Raw genomic sequence first — 18,447 nt, 5'->3', positions numbered from 1 at the left:
TCAGCGGCGCCGCGCACCGCTGGTACGGCGCAGGAGCCGGACGACGGACCGCAGCTCCGCGTTGCGGTCGGCCGCGCCGTCCGGCGCCGGGGCGGGCTCCGCCTCCCGGCCGCCGGTGTCGGCGGTCCACAGCGCGAGTTCCCGGTCACGCGGCCCGTGCACGGTGTAGGGCTCCCTGACCGGGCCCCGCTCCCCGGGCTCCTCGTCCCGCTCCGCCGGCTCGCTCTCGCCGAAGATCCGCACCGGGTGCGAGTCGTCCCACGGCTCCCAGCCCGGGTTCCCGTCGGCCGCGAACCGCACCCAGGCCGAGTGCATCGCGTCGGCCAGCTCCGTCGGCGCGCCCCAGCCCGCCAGCCGGGCCGACTCGGGGGCCTCCCCGGTGTCGAAGACGAAACCGAGCTCCAGTGCGTGGCAGGCGCCGAGCCCGGGCCGCAGCGAGGGCCAGGCGAACTCGTAGACGTACGCCGAGCCGGGGCGGGCGTCGGCGAGCCGGTGCAGCGGCCGGCGCAGCAGGTGGTCGGTGACCAGCTGGCCGACGATCTCGGCGGCGCCGGCCTCGGGGTGCAGGGCGCGATAGCCGCGCGGCACCTCGTGGCCGCAGCGGCAGCGGGCCATCGCGCCGGCCAGGGCGAAGGCGCCGAGCCGGTCGATCCGCTCCACCAGGCCGCCCGGCACGAGCCAGAGCCGGTACTCGTCGCGGGTCCAGCCCATCATCAGGTCGGCGCCGGACGCGACGTCCCCGTCGATCAGCGCCTCCAGGGGATCGCGAGGGACGAGGTCGCCGTCGACGACGATCCCGAAGGCCGGTCCGCCCACCACCGGGCTGCTGAGCCGGCCGACCTCGACCTGGGCGCGCAGCAGCGGTTCGGGGTCGACGGCGGCGAGGGCCTCGGCGGTCGCGGGCACCTTCAGCCGGGCCGCCATGCGGCGCACCACCCGCCGCACCTTGTCGCGCTCGGCGACCTCCGGCGGCCCGCTCTGCAGGACCGCCCGCCGGAACAGGCCCTGCGCCTGCGGTGCGGCGATCAGGGCGCCGACGCTGATCGCCCCGGCCGACTGCCCCGCCAGGGTCACCCTGCCGGGGTCGCCGCCGAAGGCCCCGATCGACTCCGCCACCCAGCGCAGGGCGGCGAGCTGGTCGCGCAGCCCCGGGTTGGCGGGCGTGTCCGGGAACAGGCCGTATCCCTCGACGCCCAGCCGGTAGTTGACGGAGACGAAGACGACACCGTCGCGCGCGAAGGAGCGCCCGTCGTAGACGGGGACGCAGGACGATCCCCTGGTCAGGGCGCCGCCGTGCAACCACACGAGCACCGGGAGGCGGGCTCCCGGGGCGGGTTCGGGCGTCCAGACGTTGAGGTTGAGGCAGTCGTCCCCGGGGACGACCGGGTCGCACAGGTACTCGGCGAACGCCTCCGAGTACGGCGGCTTCGGCGGGGTGGGACCGAAGGCGCCGGCGTCGCGCACGCCGTCCCAGGGCTCCGGCGGCACGGGGGGCCGGAACCGGTTCCGACCGAAAGGGGGCGCCGCGTACGGGATTCCGCGGAAGACGGCCACGCCCTGCTCGTGTCGGCCGCGCACGGCCCCGTACGGTGTCCTGACCACGGGGCCCGTCACCGCTGCCGACGTCATCCGCTCACCCGCCCTTCACCGTGCCCGTGCACCGCTGAAGTCAGATCATCACATCGCCGGGACGCATGGGGGCGCACGCGCGGGCAGTCGGGTCCCCGGGTGGGCCGTTCGGCGTAAATCCCGGGCCCGGGCGGCACGGGGCGGGCCCGCGGCGGCGAAGGGGCCGTGCCGGGCCGTCGATTGCTCCCGCGCCGGGGGCGGACCTACGGTGGAGGCACCGTCAGAAACCCTCGCCACGCCTCGCTCCGCCCCCTTGCGCCCCTGGAGGGTCATGCCCAGCGCCTCGCCGCCCACGGCGGTGTTCGCCATGGATCCGGTGCACCTCCCGCTGCTCTTCCCGCCTCCCCTGCTCGCGCGGCTGCGGCGGGCCGCGGACGTCGACCCGGCGCTGGTCGTGCGGGACTTCACCGACCGCACCGACCCCGGCGTCACCCGGGCGCTGTCCCGCGCCGAGGTGCTGATCACCGGCTGGGGCTGCCCGCACCTGGACGAGGACGTCCTCGGCGCGGCGCCGGCCCTGCGCGCGGTGCTGCATGCCGCCGGGTCCGTGCGCGCCCTGGTCGGGGAGGCGCTGTGGAGGCGAGGTGTCGCCGTCTCCAGCGCGGTCACCGGCAACGCCGTGCCGGTGGCGGAGTACACGCTCGCGATGATCCTGCTGGCCGGCAAGGACGTCTTCGCCCACCGGGAGCGCTTCCGCGCCACCCACGCGCGCCCGGACGCCGCGCGGACGGCGGCGACGGGGAACCTGGGCCGCCGCGTCGGGGTCGTCGGCGCCTCCCGCGTGGGCCGCAGACTCCTCGAACTGCTGCGTCCCCACGACTTCGAGATCCTGCTCCACGACCCCTACGTGGACGCCGCCGGCGCCGCCGCGCTGGGGGCCCGCGCGGTGACACTGGAAGCCCTGCTGGCGGGCAGCGACGTCGTCACCCTGCACGCTCCCGACCTCCCCGGGACCCACCACATGCTGAACCGGGAGCGCCTCGCCCTGATCCGGGACGGCGGCGTGCTCGTCAACACCGCACGCGGCGCCCTCGTCGACCACGCCGCCCTCACCGACGAACTGGTCGCTGGGCGCCTCAGCGCGATCCTGGACGTCACCGAACCGGAGCCGCTCCCGGCGGACTCCCCGCTCTACACCCTCCCCAACGTCTTCCTCACCCCGCACGTCGCCGGTGCCCTCGGCAACGAACTGGAGCGTCTCGGCCGGCTCGTCGTGGAGGAGCTGGAGCGCCTGGCGAGCGGCCGGCCCCTGGCCCACCAGGTGCGCCACGGGGACCTGACCCGGCTGGCCTGACCTTCCGGCGCCCCCGCCGGTCAGGGGAACAGCCCGGCCGCCCAGCCGATCCCGCCCCGCAGATGGGCGCGGAAGTCCGGGTCCGCGTAGGCCTCACGGGCGTGCCCGAGCGCCGTGTAGAAGACACGGCCGGCGCCCTGGCGGCGGCACCAGACGAGCGGATGGTCCTCGCCCATCCCGCCGCCCTCGTACGAGGTCTCGTCGGCGGACACCAGGACCCGCGCCACCCCGCGGGGGCTGGTGCGGAAGTCGTACCACTCGTCGGTGAAGTCCCAGGCGGCGGGCAGATGCCGGGTCGCCGGGTGGTCGTGGTCCTCGACGAGGGCCCGGCCCGGCTGGTGGGCGGGGTGGCGGGCGAAACGGGCGCCGAGCAGCTCGCCGTAGTACGGCCAGTCCTCCTCGGTGCAGGCCGCCGCGTGCACGCCGGCGAAGCCGCCGCCCGCCTCGACGTACGCGGTCAGCCGCGCGCGTCCGGCCGGGGTGAGCACCTCGCCGCTGGTGGAGAGGAAGAGGACCGCCGCGTACCCGTCGAGCGGGGCCTCCAGGGCCGCGGGGTCCTCGGTGTGCTCGACGTCGAACGGCCCGAGCGCGGCCACCGCGGTGACGGCGTCCGGAAGGGAGTCGTGGCGGTAGGCGGTGGTGCGGGTGAAGACGAGCAGCCGGGCTGCCGGGGGACGCGCGGTGGGCGACATGCCGCCCATCGTGCCGCACAGGTGTTCCCCACGGACGCGCGGGTTGCGTAGCCTCGGCGGCGATGAACACGATTCCCGCACACCTCGACCACCTCGTCCTCGCAACCCCGGATCTGGCGGCCACGGTCGCGGAGTTCACCCGGCGCACCGGTGTGACACCGGCGGCCGGCGGCTCCCACGTCGGTCGCGGCACGCGCAACCACCTGGTCGGTCTGGGCGGAACCGGATACCTGGAGATCATCGGCCCGGATCCCGAGCAGACCGGGCCCGCGGGCGTCGCACCCTTCGGCGTCGGGGCACTCCCCGCGCCCCGCACGCTGACCTGGGCGATCAGCCCGCCGGACCTGGACGCCGCGGTGGCCGCGGCGCGGGAGCGGGGCTACGACCCCGGCACCCCGCGGGCGATGAGCCGCCGCACCCCCGGCGGCACACTGCTGCGCTGGCGCCTGACCGACGGCCCGGCCGCGCACCCCTCCGGCCTGGTCCCCTTCCTGATCGACTGGGGTGCCACACGCCATCCATCGGCGACCGGACTCCCCGTCACCCCACTGCTGTCCCTGACGGCGACGGCCCCCGACCCCGGCGAGATCGGCCCCCTCCTGGCGGCCCTGGACACCGAACTGCCCCTTGAAGAGGGCCCGGTGGGGCTGTCGTTCACGGTGGACACGCCGAAGGGGCCGGTGCGGTTCGACTGAGCGGCAAACGCGGTTCCCCGCGCCGCTGTCCGTTTCCTTCAAGACCCGTGCCCCCGGTCCTGCCTACCGTGGGCGGCATGACTCCACGATTCGATGCCATCGGCCTGGTCGTCTCCGACATGGCCGCCTCCGTCGCCTTCTACCGCCGCCTCGGATTCGACTTCCCGCAGGGGTCGGAGGAGCAGCCGCACGCGGAGGCCGGACTGCCGGGCGGGCTGCGGCTGCTGCTGGACACGGAGGAGAGCGTGCGGTCCTTCCACCCCGGATGGCAGCCCCCCACCGGGGGCGGCCGTGCCTCGCTGGCCCTGCTGTGCGACGGACCCGCCGAGGTCGACGCGGTGTACGAGGAGATCGTGGGCGCGGGCCACCGCGGCGAACTCAAGCCGTGGGACGCCTTCTGGGGCCAGCGCTACGCCGTCGTGAACGACCCCGACGGCAACGGCGTCGACCTGTTCGCCCCGCTGCCGTCAGGCGCCGCCGAGTAGCTCGCCCGAGGTGGTGCCCGTCAGGTCCCTGACCTCCCGCGCCAGATGCGGCTGGTCCGCGTAGCCGGCCGCCACGGCGGTCTGCGCGAGCGGCAGTCCGCCCCGCGCGAGGGCCAGGGCCCGTTGCAGGCGCAGCACGCGGGCCAGCGTCTTCGGGCCGTATCCGAAGGCGGTCAGCGCACGGCGGTGCAACTGGCGGGCGCCGATGCCGAGTTCGTCGGCGGTCGCGGCGACCGGGCGGCCCGCGTCCAGCGCCGTGACGATCCGCCGCAGCAGCGGGTCCGGCGGACCGGCGTCGGCCGCGAGTGCCAGCGCCGCCTCCTCCAGGCCGCGCGTGGGGTCCGCGGCCGCCGCGACGCGCGCGGTGAGCCGGCGTACCCGTGCGTCCGGCCAGAGGTCGCGCAGTTCGACGCGCCGGTCGCGGACCTCGTGCGCGGGCAGGCCCAGGAAGGTGGGCGCCGTGCCGGGGAAGAAGCGGACACCCGCCCAGGCGCCGCCGTCGCCGTCCGTGCGGTGGGCGCGCGTGTCCGGGCCCGCGATCAGCAGGCGACCGTCGTGCCACAGCAGGTCCATGCAGCCGTCGGGCAGCACCCGCCCCACGCCGGACGCGGCGGACGGGGTGTTCGTCCACACCACCGCACCGGCCAGCCTCGACGCCCGCTCCGCGTACACGGGGCAAGGCTACGCCGCTCGGGCCGGGCTCAACCCGCTACCGCGCGACCCCCACCCCGGTCGCGCGCCCCCGCGTCCGGTGCTCCTGGGGGCTCACCCCGTACACCCGCTTGAACGCGTTGGACAGGGCGAAGGCGCTGCCGTAGCCGATGCGGCGGGCTATCGCCTCCAGGGTGTCCTCGCTGTCGCGCAGGCGGTCGGCGGCGAGGGCGAGGCGCCAGCCGGTGAGGTACGTCATCGGCGGCTCGCCGACCAGTTCGGTGAAGCGGCGGGCGAGGGCGGCCCGGGACACCCCGGCCTCGGCGGCGAGGGCCGCCACCGTCCACGGCCGGGCCGGTTCGTCCTGGAGACGGCGCAGCACACCTCCGACGACGGGGTCGGCCTGCGCCCGGTACCAGGCCGGCGCGGCGGCCTCGGGCCGGGAGAACCAGGCCCGCAGCGCGGCGATCACCAGCAGGTCCAGCAGCCGGTCCAGGACGACCACCTGCCCCGGCTCGTCCCGGACGACCTCCTCCATCAGGAGCGGGGTGAGCGGGCAGCTCCAGACGTCCGAGGTCAGCGACAGCAACGGGGGCAGGGCGTCGAGGAGCCGCCCGCTGATCTCGCCCTGGTGGAGGTAGGTGCCGATCAGCATCACCGCGGCGCCGTCGGGGCGGTCGCCCCAGGTGCGCACGCCCAGGTCCATCCGGCCGCCGAGCGGCCCGCCGTGGGGGTGGTGGCACCGGCCGCCCGGCAGGATCACCGCCCGCGGCGCCGTCGCGGGATCGTCGCCGCAGGTGTAGGGCTCGGGGCCGCGCGCGACGGCGAGGTCGCCCGCCCGCAGCCGGATCGGCTCGCCGCTGTCCGGGACGATCCAGGCGTCGCCGCGCACCATGAGCATCACGGTCAGCGGCGCGCGGTCCTCGACCCGCACGGCCCAGGGCGGATCGAAGCAGGCCCGGATCATGAAGGCGCCACGGGCGCGAGGGCCTTCCAGCAGGCCTGCCAGGGGGTCCATGGCGTCAGCGTAGACGCGCGCGCAGCGGAATGAGCCGTTCAGTGATGGGCCCGGGAAGGGGTGCGGCAGTTCACTGGAGACATGACACAGAAATCGGGCATGACGGTGGTGGTGACCGGGGCGTCCGGTCGTACGGGCAGCCGGGTCGCGCGGGCCGCGCGGGCGGCGGGACTGGAGGTACGGGCGGCCTCGCGCGCCGGGGGCTTCGACTGGGCGGACCGCGCGACGTGGGCGCCCACACTGCGGGGCGCGGACGCGGCCTACCTCGTCCACCCCGGCGACGTCGGCTCCCCGGCGGCCACCCGCGGGGTCGGGCTGCTCGCGCACGAGGCGGTCGCCCTCGGCGTGCGGCGGCTGGTGCTGCTGTCGGCGCGGGGCGAGGTGCAGGCGCGGCCCACCGAGGAGGCGCTGCGGGAGTCGGGCGCGGACTGGACGGTCGTGCGTTCCGCGTGGTTCATGCAGAACTTCAGCGAGGGGCCGCTGGTGGAGGAGCTGCGGCTGGGCGGGGAGCTGGTGTTCCCGGGCGGCGCGGTACGGGAGCCGTTCGTCGATCTGCGGGACGTCGCGGACGTGGTGGTGGCCGCGCTGACGACGGGCGACCGGTACGTGGGGCTGGGCATCGACGTGACCGGGCCCCGGCTGCTGACCTTCGGCGAGGCGGTCGCCGAGGTCGCGAAGGCGGCGGGGCGCGAACTGACGTACCGGCCGGTGCCGACGGAGGAGTACGGTGCGCGGCTGGCCGGCTTCGGGGAGCCGCCGGAGGTGGTGGAGCTGCTCGTGGACGTGTTCGAGACCCTCCTGGACGGCCGCAACGCCCACCTCTCGGACGGTGTCCGGCAGGTGCTGGGCCGCGAGCCGCGGGACTTCACCGCGTTCGCGACCGAGGCGGCCGCGGCGGGAACCTGGACGCCCTGAGCGCCGGGGGCACCCGGGCCCGCCTCACCGCTCCCGGGGCGGCTCCGCCCCGTTCTCCCCGGTCGTCTCGCGCGCGGAATCCTGGGCGGCGTTCTGGGCGGCGTTCCGCGAGGGCGGCCGGGAGGAGTTCTGAGACGCGTGGTGCGAGCTCTTCACCTGGGTGCGCAGCCGTGCCGTCACGTCCTCCGGCGGCAGGAAGCGGGACCAGCGCTCGGGGAACTCGGACGGCATGTCGGGGTCGTCCGGATCGGGGTCGGCCCCGCGGGCCGCGGCGGCGCGGGCGACGTACTCGGCGACCTGCGCCTCCCGCAGGCGCTCGTTGGCGGCACGGGCGGCGGCCGTCGCGGCGGCCGGCCAGACCCGGTCGATCGCCGCGTTGACGGCGGCGCCGACGAGCACGGCGAAGGCGGACACACCGATCCACAGCAGTACGGCCACGGCGGCCGCCAGCGAGCCGTAGATCGTCGCACCCTCGATGGTATTGGCCAGGTAGATCCGCAGCAGGAAGCTGCCGAGCACCCACATGGCGAGGGCGACCAGGGCACCGGGCACGTCCTCCACCCAGGGGGAGCGCACCGGGACGGAGACGTGGTAGAGCGTGGTCAGGAAGATGATCGACAGGACCATCACCACGGGCCAGTACAGGACCTGCACCACCGTCGTCGACCACGGCACGATCCGCACCACCGCGTCGGGTCCCGCGACCATCAGCGGCAGCGCCACCGAGCCGATCAGCAGGGCCGCGATGAACAGCAGGAACGCCACCAGCCGGGTCTTCACGATCCCCCGGACGCCGTCCAGCCCGTACATCACGGTGATCGTGTCGATGAAGACGTTCACCGCCCGGGACCCCGACCACAGCGCGAAGAGGAAGCCTATGGAGATGACGTCCGGGCGCCCGCCCTGCATCACGTCGTCCAGGATCGGCCGCGCGATCTGGTTGACGCCCTTGTCGGACAGGACCGTGCGGGAGGCCTCCAGGAGGTTGGTCTCCAGGCTGGAGATGGTGTCGGTGCCGGTCCAGTCGTCGACGTAGCCGAGCAGGCCGATCAGGCTGAGCAGCAGCGGCGGGACCGACAGCAGGGTGAAGAACGCCGCTTCGGCGGCCAGGCCGAGGATGCGGTACTCGATGCAGGAGTTGACGGTGTCCTTCAGCAGCAGCCAGGCGGTCCTGCGCTTGGAGACGTTCCGGTACAGGGCACGCGCACGGTGGAGGCGACCGGAGGGTTCGGGGATGTCACTTGCTGGCTGCACGAGCCAAAGGTATCCGCCGCACCGGGCCCGGTTCACCCTGGTCGGACGGAGGCCCGCGGCGCCGCGATCCCGGGGTGACCGGCCCCGTACCTCGGGGTAGGTTCCGAGACATGGCACGCAGCACCCACATCGTGACCAACCAGGCCCCCCCGCTCGTCGGACACGACGTCTTCTCCGCCGACCGCGCCCTGCTCGCGGCCATCGAACGGCACGTCGCCCCGGACCTGCTCGACACGGCCCTTGACGAGCTCTCGGCGTTCGGCCGCACCTGTGGCTCGGCGCAGGTGCAGGAGTGGGGAGTGCTCGCCAACCAGCACCCGCCCGCACTGCGCACCCACGACCGCTACGGGCACCGCGTCGACGAGGTCGAGTTCCACCCGTCCTGGCACCGGCTGCTCGGCAAGGGCGTGGCCGCGGGCCTGACGGCGGCCTGGGCCCGGCCGGCCGGGCACGTGCGCCGGGCGGCGGGGTTCTTGATGTGGACGCAGGTCGAGGCCGGCAACGGCTGCCCGCTGTCCATGACCCACGCCGCCGTGCCCGCGCTGCGCACCGACCCGGCGCTCGCCGCCGAGTGGGAACCGCGGCTGACGTCGATGATCTACGACCGCGATCAGCGGCCCGCCGGGCAGAAGGCCGGGGCGCTGTTCGGGATGGGCATGACGGAGAAGCAGGGCGGCAGCGACGTCCGCGCCAACACCACCGTCGCCCGCCCCCTCGCGGAGGACGGGACGTACGAGCTGACCGGCCACAAGTGGTTCTGCTCGGCCCCCATGTCGGACGGCTTCCTGGTGCTGGCACAGGCTCCGGGCGGGCTGACCTGTTTCCTCGTGCCGCGGATCCTCGACGACGGCGTCGCCAACGTGTTCCTGATCCAGCGCCTGAAGGAGAAGCTCGGCAACCGCTCCAACGCCTCCGCCGAGGTCGAGTTCGACGGGACCTGGGCGCGCCGGGTCGGCGACGAGGGGCGCGGGGTGCGGACCATCATCGAGATGGTCGCCGCGACCAGGATCGACTGCGTGCTCGGCTCCGCGGGCCTGATGCGGCAGGCCGTCGCGCAGGCGATCCACCACTGCACCCACCGGGAGGCGTTCGGCGGCAGGCTGATCGACAAGCCGCTGATGCGCAACGTCCTGGCCGATCTCGCCCTCGAGTCCGAGGCCGCGACGACGCTGGGGCTGCGTCTCGCCGCCGCCTGCGACGACGGCGGCGAGCAGGAGCGGGCGTTCCTGCGGCTCGCGGTGCCCGCCGCCAAGTACTGGGTGACCAAGCGCTGTGCGCCGGTGGCGGTGGAGGCTGCCGAGTGCCTGGGCGGAAACGGTTACGTCGAGGAGTCGGGGTTGCCCCGGCTGGTCCGCGAGTCGCCGCTCAACTCGATCTGGGAGGGCGCGGGCAACGTACAGGCGCTGGACGTGCTGCGCGCGTTGCAGCGTGAGCCGTCGGCCCTCGACGCCCTGCTCCAGGAGGTCGGGCGGGCCCGCGGCGCCGACCACCGGCTGGACGCCGCGATCAAGAACCTGCTGACCGAACTGGCCGATCTGGAAGGCGTCGAGGCCCGCGCCCGGCGCGTGGTCGAGCGGCTCGCGCTGGTGCTGCAGGGCGCGCTCCTCGTCCGGTACGCCCCGCCGGTGGTCGCCGACGCGTTCTGCGGCTCACGGCTGGGCGGCGACTGGGGGCACGCCTTCGGGACCCTGCCGCACACCCTGGACCTGGCGTCCGTGGTGGAGCGGGCGCGGCCGGTCTCCTGACGTCCGCTCCGGGATCCGGGCGCCGACAGGGGTGGTGCTGCGCCGACACGGCACCACCCCTGCCCCTGCCGGCCCGTTGAGGCCCAGCGCGCCGCACGGGCGACGTCGCTCAAGTTTCAGACAGCGGGGGTCGGTTCACCAGGGTTGCAAAGGGTTGCAACTTTCCGGTGTCTGTGACCGGACTCGGCCCCTCCGTCGCCGGGCGGGCGGCAGTATGGGACGCACGTGCAGGACGCGACCGGAAAACGACGCCACCAGGCCTTGACAGCCGGTCGCACATCAGTGTGAACCCGGGGGAGGACCTCAGTGCCGCGGTCGCCTATGAATGTGTCGCACCTGGCCGCCGTCGACGCGCCACGGGCCGCGCGGGTGCTCAGCGCCTTACGCGACGACGCCCTCGCCCGCCGCAGCCCGCACCTCGCCCCCCGCCCGGTGATCGGGGAGTCCTGGGGGCGGATGCTGCGTACCGGCGTCGACCCGGACCACGACTTCAGATCCGGTCTGCTGCCACCGGAGGAGGTGCTGCGCCGGCGCGAGGAGTCGCCGCTGCGGCATGTGCTGCCGGTGCTCAGGGAAGGCCTGGTCTCCGTCGCGGACGCGGCCCAGCACATCATGGTGATCGCCGACGCGGAGGGCCGGGTGCTGTGGCGTGAGGGCAGTGCCGCGGTGCTGCGCAAGGCGGACGGGCTGGGCTTCCTGCTCGGCGCCGACTGGGCGGAGGACACCGTCGGCACCAACGGCGTCGGCACACCGGCCGTGGTACGGCGGCCCGTTCAGGTGTTCGGCGCCGAGCACTTCGTGCGCTCGCACACCTCGTGGACCTGTGCCGGCGCCCCCCTCACCGATCCGCGTGACGGGCGGCTGATCGGCGTGGTGGACGTCAGCGGGCCGCTGGAGACGATGCATCCGGCCACCCTCGCCTGGGTCGAATCGGTGGCCAAGCTCGCCGAGGCCAGGTTGCGGGAGTTGCATCTGACCGCACTGGAAGGGCTGCGCGCCGTGGCCGCACCGGTGCTGGCCCGGCTGACCGGCCGCGCGCTGGTGGTGGACCGCGAGGGCTGGACGGCGGCGGTGACGGGGATGCCGTACACGAGCCGGATCGCGCTGCCCAAGGCGCTGTCGGCGGGCCGCCGTCCGCTGCCCCTGCTGGGGCCCTGCGGGGTGGAACCGCTGGCCGAGGGCTGGCTGGTGCGGCCCGCCGACGAGCCGCTGCCCTCCGGTGACACCCGGATCGTGCTGGATCTGGGGCAACCGCGCCGCTGGACCGTCACGGTGTCGGGCAGCGCCGGTTCCTGGGCCCACGAACTGAGCCCGCGGCACGCGGAGTTGCTGTTCCTGCTGGCCGAGCACCGGGCGGGCCGCACCGCCGCGCAGCTCGCCGCGGACGTGTTCGGCGACCCGCGCCGCACGGTGACGGTGCGTGCCGAGATGTCGCGGGTGAGGCGATATCTGGGGGGAGTTCTGGAGCACCGGCCGTATCGTTTCTGCGATGAGGCCGAGGTACAGGTGATCGTCCCGCCCGAGCCGACCGGCCTGCTGCCGCACTCCAGCGCGCCCGAGGTGCTCCGGGTGCGGGAGGCCCCGGCCACCTCCCGGCGGCGCTCCGACCCGGCGTGAGGTTACACACCGTGACAGCAGGGTATGCCGTCGCCGTACATCCGATGGCGACTTCCACAGATCCGAGGGCTTCTTCCGCATATTTACGGGGTCTTCGTCCCCGCTCCGCCGTACCTGACGTAGCATCCCCTACCGGGCCACCCCACCTGCTCCCAGGTCAACGCACGGATCAACAGGCGCAGTTGGCCCACCTCGGGAGGACAGATGAAGCAACGCGGCAGACACCGCCGACGTAAGCGGGGCCAAGCGCTGCGGGCGTTCCTGGCCGGGACCGCTCTCGCGCTCACCGGCGCCGCCACCCTGATCAGCACCTCCCAGGCCACCTCCGGCAGCGACCCGGGCGCCCTGAAGCCGATGACCTCCGCGCCCTCCCTGGCCGATCTGCGCCTGAGCGAGATGTCGCTCGCACGGCCGGCGCCCGGCGGACCGGCCCGGCCCGTCGGCGTCGCCGCCGTCCTCGCGGACGCCGACCGCGGCCTGCGCGCCGCGGCCGACTGCGCGGGAGCCGACCGCTCCGCGCTGCCGATAGCGCCCGCCGCCACCCGGGCGCACTGCTGGGACGAGGCCGGCACCGAGAAGTGGCACACCGGCGGCCTGACCACCTCGGGGGACGCCGACGACGACGGCCGCTGGGGCGCGAACCGCGTGATCCTGGCCGGCTGGAGCGACCAGCGCGGCCACTCCCGGGTCGCCTTCGTCGACGCCAACGATCCGGAGCGGCTCACCTACACCTGGGTCGCGCTCACCGTGCCCGCGGACGGCGACCCCGTCGGACGGCCGCTCGTCTCGCCGCTGACCGGCATGGTCTGGTACCAGGACAAGCTGCTCGTCACCGCCGAGGAGGGGCGCGGCCTCTACGTCTACGACCTGGACCGCATCCGGCGCGCCTCCGCCGACACCGCCGCGACCACGCCACCGGCGCGGGGCGAGCGCTACACCCTGCCCGCCGTCCGCGCGTACCGTCTGACCGGCGCCCGGATCGGCGCGCTCTCCCTGGACCGCAGCACCACACCCGACAGCCTGGTCGCGAGCGAGTCCGTCCCGGCGGACGGCGACCGGCCCACCCGGCTGTGGCGCTACGGGCTCGACGACGACCCCTCCGGGGCCGGCCTGCTGGGCACCGCGCCGCAGGAGGCCTACGAGACGAAGGCCACCGACGTCCGCGGTGTGCTCGCCCACCGGTCCCGGTGGTACCTGGCCCGCACGGCGGGCGAGCACGGGACGCTGTGGCGGCAGGACGGCGACGGGGCGCGGGTCGCGCGGTGCGGGACGGACGAGACGTATCTGTGCTGGAGCGGCCCCGCGCAGTCCCTCTCCTACTGGGAGGAGAGCGGCGAGGTCTGGTCGCAGTCGGGGCGGATGCTGTTCTCGCTGCCGCTGGAGACGATCGACAGGGCGCTGGGCTAGATGATTCCCTGACCGGTATGACGAACATCCCCGTGACCACCTGGTCCCTGGAGCAGACCGCCCCCTCGGACCTGCTCCCGGCCGCGGCGCCGGAGGGCGATGTGCGGATCGCCCGCGCCGAGGTGCCCTCCCCCGAGTTCAGCCGTTTCCTGTACGCGTCCGTGGGCGGCGACATCCGCTGGACGGACCGGCTGGGCTGGCCGTACGCGCGCTGGCAGGAGCACCTGGGGCGGCCCGGGGTGGAGACGTGGGTGGCCTACGACCGGGGCACGCCGGCCGGGTACGTGGAACTGAAGCCGCAGGACGACGGCGTGGTGGAGATCGTCTACTTCGGTCTCGTTCCCGCCTTCCGGGGCCGCCGCATCGGTGGGCACCTGCTGGCGTACGGGGCCGCCCGCGCGTGGGATCTCGCCGACCGGTGGCCGGGTCTCGCCGCGACGAAGCGGGTCTGGCTGCACACCTGCAGCAAGGACGGCGAGCACGCCATGGACAACTACCTCCGCCGCGGCTTCACGCTGTTCGACACCAAGGTCGAGGAGGAGCCGGACGTCGCGACGCCCGGCCCCTGGCCCGGCGCATACCCTCTCTGACCTGGCCGGACAAGACGCCGTTCAGGCCCATGTGACCGAGGACACCCTTGTTCCACATTCCGGGACAAGGGTGTCCACATTTTGGATAAAGCTGGACTGTGTCCAGATCGCCGTGACACGCTTCCGTCATGTCTGGAACTGGAATTGCCTTGGTGAGTCGGCGGCACGTCGACCTCGGCCGCATGTCCAGCGCCATCTGTCCGGCGAGCTGAGACCTCTCCAGCAGCGCCGATCCCCCCAGCTTCGTCTGTTCCTGCGCAACGCTGCGCCCGTACGCCCGCATGCTCTCGTACGCGCAGGTCAGAGCCGCTTTCCGCCTGTCCCGAAGGACGTAGACACCATGGCCGCCAACCCGCAGAACCCTGCTGCCGCGAGTTCCCGCCGCAAGGTGAGCCGTCACCGCGGTGAGGGTCAGTGGGCCGCGGGGCACTTCACCCCGCTCAACGGCAACGAGCAGTTCAAGAAGGACGACGACGGTCTCAATGTGCGGACACGCATTGAGACGATCTACTCCAAGCGGGGTTTCGACTCGATCGACCCCAACGACCTGCGCGGCCGCATGCGCTGGTGGGGCCTGTACACCCAGCGCAGGCCGGGGATCGACGGCGGCAAGACCGCGATCCTGGAGCCGGAGGAGCTGGACGACGAGTACTTCATGCTCCGCGTCCGCATCGACGGCGGCCGGCTCACCACCGAGCAGCTGCGGGTGATCGGCGAGATCTCGCAGGAGTTCGCGCGCGGCACGGCCGACATCACCGACCGGCAGAACGTCCAGTACCACTGGATCCGGATCGAGGACGTCCCCGAGATCTGGAACCGCCTGGAGGCGGTGGGCCTGTCCACCACCGAGGCCTGCGGTGACACGCCCCGCGTGATCCTCGGCTCGCCCGTCGCCGGTATCGCCGCCGACGAGATCATCGACGGCACCCCGGCGATCGAGGAGATCCACCGCCGGATCATCGGCAACAAGGACTTCTCGAACCTGCCCCGTAAGTTCAAGTCGGCGATCTCCGGCTCGCCGCTGCTGGACGTGGCGCACGAGATCAACGACATCGCCCTCGTCGGTGTCGTGCACCCCGAGCACGGTCCCGGCTTCGACCTGTGGGTCGGCGGCGGACTGTCCACCAACCCGAAGATCGGTGTCCGGCTCGGCGCCTGGGTCCCGCTGGACGAGGTGCCGGACGTCTACGAGGGCGTCATCTCGATCTTCCGTGACTACGGCTACCGGCGGCTGCGCACCCGCGCCCGCCTGAAGTTCCTGGTGGCCGACTGGGGCGCGGAGAAGTTCCGCCAGGTGCTGGAGGACGAGTACCTGGGGCGCAAGCTGACCGACGGTCCCGCGCCCGCGCAGCCCGTGGAGCGCTGGCGCGACCACGTCGGGGTGCACCGGCAGAACGACGGCCGGTTCTACGTCGGTTTCGCACCCCGGGTCGGCCGCGTCGACGGCGCCACGCTGACGAAGATCGCCGAGGTGGCGGAGGCGCACGGCTCGGGCCGGGTCCGCACCACCGTCGAGCAGAAGATGATCGTGCTGGACGTCGACGAGTCGCAGGTCGACTCGCTCGTCGAGGGCCTTCAGGCGCTGGACCTCACGGTCAGCCCGTCGCCCTTCCGGCGCGGCACGATGGCGTGCACCGGCATCGAGTTCTGCAAGCTCGCCATCGTCGAGACCAAGGCGCGCGGCGCCTCCCTGATCGACGAGCTGGAGCGCCGGATCCCGGACTTCGACGAGCCGATCACCATCAACATCAACGGCTGCCCGAACGCCTGCGCCCGTATCCAGGTCGCGGACATCGGTCTCAAGGGCCAGCTGGTCACGAACGCCGAGGGCGAGCAGGTCGAGGGCTTCCAGGTGCATCTGGGCGGCGCACTCGGCCTGGAGGCCGGGTTCGGCCGCAAGGTGCGCGGTCTGAAGGTCACCTCGCAGGAGCTGCCCGACTACGTCGAGCGTGTCCTCAAGCGCTTCCAGGCGGAGCGCGAGGACGGCGAGCGGTTCGCGACCTGGGCGGCCCGCGCCTCCGAGGAGGCCCTTTCGTGAGCGCGGCGAGCGAAGCGAGGGATGCCCGATGAGTGAGCGTGCCGCACCTTTCTACTGCCCCTACTGCGGCGACGAGGACCTGCGACCGAGCGAGCAGGGCCACGGCGCCTGGGAGTGCGCGGCGTGCAACCGCGCCTTCCAGCTGAAGTTCCTCGGGCTGCTGTCCCGTGGGCTCGCGCAGGACACGAAGGGAGGGGACGAGATATGACGACTGCTCAGGAGACCCGCGGGACCCAGGAGCTGAAGGCGCTCGCCGAGCAGGCGGGCCGCGATCTGGAGGACGCGTCCGCGCTGGAGATCCTCCGGTGGGCGGCGAAGACCTTCGGCGAGCGGTTCTGCGTGACGTCCTCCATGGAGGACGCGGTGGTCGCCCACCTCGCGTCCCGTGCGATGCCCGGCGTCGACGTCGTCTTCCTCGACACCGGCTACCACTTCGAGGAGACCATCGGCACCCGCGACGCCGTCGAGGCCGTGATGGACGTCCACGTCATCACCCTCACCCCGGCGCAGACGGTCGCCGAGCAGGACGCCGAGTACGGCCCGAGGCTGCACGACCGCGACCCCGACCTGTGCTGCTTCCTGCGCAAGGTCAAGCCGCTGGAGCAGGGACTGGCCACCTACACGGCCTGGGCGACCGGACTGCGCCGCGACGAGTCCCCGACCCGGGCGGACACCCCCGTCGTCGCCTGGGACGAGAAGCGCCAGAAGATCAAGATCTCGCCGATCGCCCGCTGGACCCAGGACGACGTGGACGCCTACGTCACCGAGCACGGCGTCCTGACCAACCCGCTGCTGACGGACGGCTACGCCTCGATCGGCTGCGCCCCGTGCACCCGCCGGGTGCTCGCCGGCGAGGACGCGCGCGCCGGCCGCTGGGCCGGGCGGTCCAAGACCGAGTGCGGGCTGCACGGATGACGACCACCACACCGACCCCTGGGGAGAAGCACGTGAGGAGCGGAGCCACCGTCTGGCTCACGGGCCTGCCGAGCGCCGGCAAGACCACGATCGCGTACGAGCTGGCCGGGCGGCTGCGCGAGGAGGGCCACCTCGTCGAGGTGCTGGACGGCGACGAGATCCGCGAGTTCATCTCCGCGGGCCTCGGCTTCGGCCGGGAGGACCGGCACACCAACGTGCAGCGCATCGGCTACGTCGCCGAACTGCTGGCCCGTAACGGCGTGACGGCGCTCGTCCCCGTGATCGCGCCGTACACCGACAGCCGCGACGCGGTACGCAAGCGGCACGCGACGAACGGCACCGCCTACGTCGAGGTGCACGTGGCGACCCCGGTGGAGGTGTGCTCCGTGCGTGATGTGAAGGGGCTGTACGCCAAGCAGGCGGCGGGCGAGCTGACCGGGCTGACCGGCGTGGACGACCCGTACGAGGAGCCCGCCTCGCCCGACCTGCGCATCGAGTCGCAGCACCAGACCGTGCAGGAGTCCGCCGCCTCGGTGTACGCCCTGCTCACCGAAAGGGGACTGGCATGACGACCCTCGCACCGGTGACCGAGGAGACGGAGACCCCGTACGCCCTCTCGCACCTGGACGCGCTGGAGTCCGAGGCGGTGCACATCTTCCGTGAGGTGGCGGGCGAGTTCGAGCGGCCGGTGATCCTGTTCTCCGGCGGCAAGGACTCCATCGTCATGCTGCATCTGGCGCTGAAGGCGTTCGCTCCGGCCTCGATCCCCTTCTCCCTGCTGCACGTCGACACCGGGCACAACTTCCCCGAGGTCCTCGACTACCGCGACCGCACGGTGGACCGGCACGGCCTGCGGCTGCACGTCGCCTCCGTGCAGGACTACATCGACCGCGGTGTGCTCAAGGAGCGTCTCGACGGCACCCGCAACCCGCTCCAGACGCTGCCGCTGACGGAGCGGATCCAGGCGGAGCGCTTCGACGCGGTGTTCGGCGGCGGCCGCCGCGACGAGGAGAAGGCGCGGGCCAAGGAGCGGGTGTTCTCGCTGCGGGACGAGTTCTCCCAGTGGGACCCGCGCCGGCAGCGGCCCGAGCTGTGGAACCTGTACAACGGCCGCCACGCCGCCGGCGAGCACGTCCGCGTCTTCCCGCTGTCCAACTGGACCGAGCTGGACGTCTGGCAGTACATCGCCCGCGAGGGCATCGAGCTGCCCGAGATCTACTTCGCGCACGAGCGCGAGGTCTTCCGGCGCGGCGGCATGTGGCTGACCGCCGGCGAGTGGGGCGGCCCGAAGGAGGGCGAGACCGTCGAGAAGCGGCAGGTCCGCTACCGCACGGTCGGCGACATGTCCTGCACCGGCGCCGTCGACTCCGACGCCGGGACCCTGGAGCAGGTGATCACCGAGATCGCCGCGTCCCGGCTGACCGAGCGGGGCGCCACCCGGGCCGACGACAAGCTCTCCGAGGCCGCGATGGAAGACCGCAAGCGCGAGGGGTACTTCTAGC

The 18,447-nt window shown here is 73.6% G+C and carries 19 protein-coding genes; 14 read left to right on the top strand and 5 right to left on the bottom strand.

What is annotated here, in order from left to right; translation table 11 throughout:
• Nucleotides 1-1,629, bottom strand: coding sequence for a carboxylesterase/lipase family protein (locus ACIP2X_RS30795; protein WP_401679146.1), 1,629 nt, complete (start codon nucleotides 1,627-1,629; stop codon nucleotides 1-3).
• A 271-nt stretch (nucleotides 1,630-1,900) separates the two neighbouring features.
• Between ACIP2X_RS30795 and ACIP2X_RS30790 the strand changes: the two genes are divergently transcribed.
• Nucleotides 1,901-2,923 carry a hydroxyacid dehydrogenase gene (locus ACIP2X_RS30790; protein ID WP_401679143.1) on the top strand — a complete coding sequence of 341 codons (1,023 nt, stop codon included), beginning with the start codon at nucleotides 1,901-1,903 and terminating at the stop codon, nucleotides 2,921-2,923.
• 20 nt (nucleotides 2,924-2,943) lie between these two features.
• On the opposite strand, the gene ACIP2X_RS30785 is transcribed toward ACIP2X_RS30790, so the two are convergent.
• On the bottom strand, nucleotides 2,944-3,615 hold the full coding sequence (locus tag ACIP2X_RS30785; RefSeq protein ID WP_401679141.1) for a ThuA domain-containing protein: 672 nt from the start codon (nucleotides 3,613-3,615) through the stop codon (nucleotides 2,944-2,946).
• A 62-nt stretch (nucleotides 3,616-3,677) separates the two neighbouring features.
• Here ACIP2X_RS30785 and ACIP2X_RS30780 point away from each other — a divergent pair, with 62 nt between their 5' ends.
• Both ACIP2X_RS30780 and ACIP2X_RS30775 read left to right on the top strand, forming a co-directional pair.
• On the top strand, nucleotides 3,678-4,310 hold the full coding sequence (locus tag ACIP2X_RS30780) for a VOC family protein (RefSeq protein WP_401679138.1): 633 nt from the start codon (nucleotides 3,678-3,680) through the stop codon (nucleotides 4,308-4,310).
• Between the two features lie 77 nt (nucleotides 4,311-4,387).
• Complete coding sequence (locus ACIP2X_RS30775) at nucleotides 4,388-4,795, top strand: VOC family protein (RefSeq protein ID WP_401679135.1); 408 nt, start codon at nucleotides 4,388-4,390, stop codon at nucleotides 4,793-4,795.
• Here ACIP2X_RS30775 and ACIP2X_RS30770 read toward each other — a convergent pair.
• Entirely contained in the window at nucleotides 4,778-5,467 is a 690-nt protein-coding gene (locus ACIP2X_RS30770) for a helix-turn-helix domain-containing protein (RefSeq protein WP_401679133.1), read from the bottom strand. The two genes, ACIP2X_RS30775 and ACIP2X_RS30770, sit on opposite strands and share 18 nt — an antisense overlap.
• Before the next feature lie 37 nt (nucleotides 5,468-5,504).
• Nucleotides 5,505-6,464 carry an AraC family transcriptional regulator gene (locus ACIP2X_RS30765; RefSeq protein WP_401679130.1) on the bottom strand — a complete coding sequence of 320 codons (960 nt, stop codon included), beginning with the start codon at nucleotides 6,462-6,464 and terminating at the stop codon, nucleotides 5,505-5,507.
• 81 nt (nucleotides 6,465-6,545) lie between these two features.
• Between ACIP2X_RS30765 and ACIP2X_RS30760 the strand changes: the two genes are divergently transcribed.
• Complete coding sequence (locus ACIP2X_RS30760; RefSeq protein ID WP_401679127.1) at nucleotides 6,546-7,379, top strand: NAD(P)H-binding protein; 834 nt, start codon at nucleotides 6,546-6,548, stop codon at nucleotides 7,377-7,379.
• 24 nt (nucleotides 7,380-7,403) lie between these two features.
• Here the strand turns inward: ACIP2X_RS30760 and ACIP2X_RS30755 are convergent, their stop codons facing one another.
• Nucleotides 7,404-8,633 carry a YihY/virulence factor BrkB family protein gene (locus ACIP2X_RS30755; protein WP_401679124.1) on the bottom strand — a complete coding sequence of 410 codons (1,230 nt, stop codon included), beginning with the start codon at nucleotides 8,631-8,633 and terminating at the stop codon, nucleotides 7,404-7,406.
• Nucleotides 8,634-8,743: 110 nt separating this feature from the next.
• Here ACIP2X_RS30755 and ACIP2X_RS30750 point away from each other — a divergent pair, with 110 nt between their 5' ends.
• The 10 genes from ACIP2X_RS30750 (at nucleotide 8,744) to cysD (ending at nucleotide 18,446) form a co-directional block, all read left to right on the top strand.
• Nucleotides 8,744-10,378 carry an acyl-CoA dehydrogenase family protein gene (locus tag ACIP2X_RS30750; protein ID WP_401679121.1) on the top strand — a complete coding sequence of 545 codons (1,635 nt, stop codon included), beginning with the start codon at nucleotides 8,744-8,746 and terminating at the stop codon, nucleotides 10,376-10,378.
• 321 nt (nucleotides 10,379-10,699) lie between these two features.
• Nucleotides 10,700-11,995 (top strand): GAF domain-containing protein, encoded by a 1,296-nt coding sequence (locus ACIP2X_RS30745; RefSeq protein WP_401679119.1) that lies wholly within the window; start codon nucleotides 10,700-10,702, stop codon nucleotides 11,993-11,995.
• Between the two features lie 204 nt (nucleotides 11,996-12,199).
• Nucleotides 12,200-13,402 carry a hypothetical protein gene (locus tag ACIP2X_RS30740; RefSeq protein WP_401679116.1) on the top strand — a complete coding sequence of 401 codons (1,203 nt, stop codon included), beginning with the start codon at nucleotides 12,200-12,202 and terminating at the stop codon, nucleotides 13,400-13,402.
• Between the two features lie 17 nt (nucleotides 13,403-13,419).
• The gene (locus tag ACIP2X_RS30735; protein ID WP_401679113.1) at nucleotides 13,420-13,992 is read left to right on the top strand and encodes a GNAT family N-acetyltransferase; all 573 of its coding nucleotides are present in this window, start codon (nucleotides 13,420-13,422) and stop codon (nucleotides 13,990-13,992) included.
• A gap of 128 nt (nucleotides 13,993-14,120) precedes the next feature.
• Nucleotides 14,121-14,204 (top strand): putative leader peptide, encoded by an 84-nt coding sequence (locus tag ACIP2X_RS30730; protein WP_309486338.1) that lies wholly within the window; start codon nucleotides 14,121-14,123, stop codon nucleotides 14,202-14,204.
• Between the two features lie 128 nt (nucleotides 14,205-14,332).
• Entirely contained in the window at nucleotides 14,333-16,030 is a 1,698-nt protein-coding gene (locus tag ACIP2X_RS30725; protein ID WP_401679110.1) for a nitrite/sulfite reductase, read from the top strand.
• A gap of 28 nt (nucleotides 16,031-16,058) precedes the next feature.
• Complete coding sequence (locus ACIP2X_RS30720) at nucleotides 16,059-16,238, top strand: hypothetical protein (protein WP_401679107.1); 180 nt, start codon at nucleotides 16,059-16,061, stop codon at nucleotides 16,236-16,238.
• Nucleotides 16,235-16,945, top strand: coding sequence for a phosphoadenylyl-sulfate reductase (locus ACIP2X_RS30715; RefSeq protein WP_401679104.1), 711 nt, complete (start codon nucleotides 16,235-16,237; stop codon nucleotides 16,943-16,945). Before ACIP2X_RS30720 ends, ACIP2X_RS30715 begins: the two co-directional genes overlap by 4 nt.
• Complete coding sequence (gene cysC, locus ACIP2X_RS30710) at nucleotides 16,942-17,514, top strand: adenylyl-sulfate kinase (RefSeq protein WP_401679101.1); 573 nt, start codon at nucleotides 16,942-16,944, stop codon at nucleotides 17,512-17,514. Before ACIP2X_RS30715 ends, cysC begins: the two co-directional genes overlap by 4 nt.
• Nucleotides 17,511-18,446: a sulfate adenylyltransferase subunit CysD gene (gene cysD / locus ACIP2X_RS30705; RefSeq protein ID WP_401679099.1), complete on the top strand. Its 936-nt coding sequence runs from the start codon at nucleotides 17,511-17,513 to the stop codon at nucleotides 18,444-18,446. The genes cysC and cysD overlap by 4 nt, the downstream gene beginning before the upstream one ends.
• Nucleotide 18,447 lies beyond the last annotated feature (1 nt).

The sequence above is a fragment of the Streptomyces sp. NPDC089424 genome, from assembly GCF_044749345.1.
Classification (GTDB): Bacteria; Actinomycetota; Actinomycetes; order Streptomycetales; family Streptomycetaceae; genus Streptomyces.
This window is presented reverse-complemented; position numbering and strand designations above follow the sequence as displayed.

What these genes read in the sequence shown, in the direction of transcription:
- ACIP2X_RS30735 (WP_401679113.1), top strand. Translation starts at nt 13,420, where the DNA reads ATGACGAACATCCCCGTGACCACCTGGTCCCTGGAGCAGACCGCCCCC.
- ACIP2X_RS30785 (WP_401679141.1), bottom strand. Translation starts at nt 3,615, where the DNA reads ATGTCGCCCACCGCGCGTCCCCCGGCAGCCCGGCTGCTCGTCTTCACC.
- ACIP2X_RS30795 (WP_401679146.1), bottom strand. Translation starts at nt 1,629, where the DNA reads ATGACGTCGGCAGCGGTGACGGGCCCCGTGGTCAGGACACCGTACGGG.
- ACIP2X_RS30775 (WP_401679135.1), top strand. Translation starts at nt 4,388, where the DNA reads ATGACTCCACGATTCGATGCCATCGGCCTGGTCGTCTCCGACATGGCC.
- ACIP2X_RS30725 (WP_401679110.1), top strand. Translation starts at nt 14,333, where the DNA reads ATGGCCGCCAACCCGCAGAACCCTGCTGCCGCGAGTTCCCGCCGCAAG.
- ACIP2X_RS30750 (WP_401679121.1), top strand. Translation starts at nt 8,744, where the DNA reads ATGGCACGCAGCACCCACATCGTGACCAACCAGGCCCCCCCGCTCGTC.
- ACIP2X_RS30765 (WP_401679130.1), bottom strand. Translation starts at nt 6,464, where the DNA reads ATGGACCCCCTGGCAGGCCTGCTGGAAGGCCCTCGCGCCCGTGGCGCC.
- cysD (WP_401679099.1), top strand. Translation starts at nt 17,511, where the DNA reads ATGACGACCCTCGCACCGGTGACCGAGGAGACGGAGACCCCGTACGCC.
- ACIP2X_RS30730 (WP_309486338.1), top strand. Translation starts at nt 14,121, where the DNA reads ATGTCTGGAACTGGAATTGCCTTGGTGAGTCGGCGGCACGTCGACCTC.
- ACIP2X_RS30790 (WP_401679143.1), top strand. Translation starts at nt 1,901, where the DNA reads ATGCCCAGCGCCTCGCCGCCCACGGCGGTGTTCGCCATGGATCCGGTG.
- cysC (WP_401679101.1), top strand. Translation starts at nt 16,942, where the DNA reads ATGACGACCACCACACCGACCCCTGGGGAGAAGCACGTGAGGAGCGGA.
- ACIP2X_RS30760 (WP_401679127.1), top strand. Translation starts at nt 6,546, where the DNA reads ATGACACAGAAATCGGGCATGACGGTGGTGGTGACCGGGGCGTCCGGT.
- ACIP2X_RS30715 (WP_401679104.1), top strand. Translation starts at nt 16,235, where the DNA reads ATGACGACTGCTCAGGAGACCCGCGGGACCCAGGAGCTGAAGGCGCTC.
- ACIP2X_RS30745 (WP_401679119.1), top strand. Translation starts at nt 10,700, where the DNA reads ATGAATGTGTCGCACCTGGCCGCCGTCGACGCGCCACGGGCCGCGCGG.
- ACIP2X_RS30720 (WP_401679107.1), top strand. Translation starts at nt 16,059, where the DNA reads ATGAGTGAGCGTGCCGCACCTTTCTACTGCCCCTACTGCGGCGACGAG.
- ACIP2X_RS30780 (WP_401679138.1), top strand. Translation starts at nt 3,678, where the DNA reads ATGAACACGATTCCCGCACACCTCGACCACCTCGTCCTCGCAACCCCG.
- ACIP2X_RS30740 (WP_401679116.1), top strand. Translation starts at nt 12,200, where the DNA reads ATGAAGCAACGCGGCAGACACCGCCGACGTAAGCGGGGCCAAGCGCTG.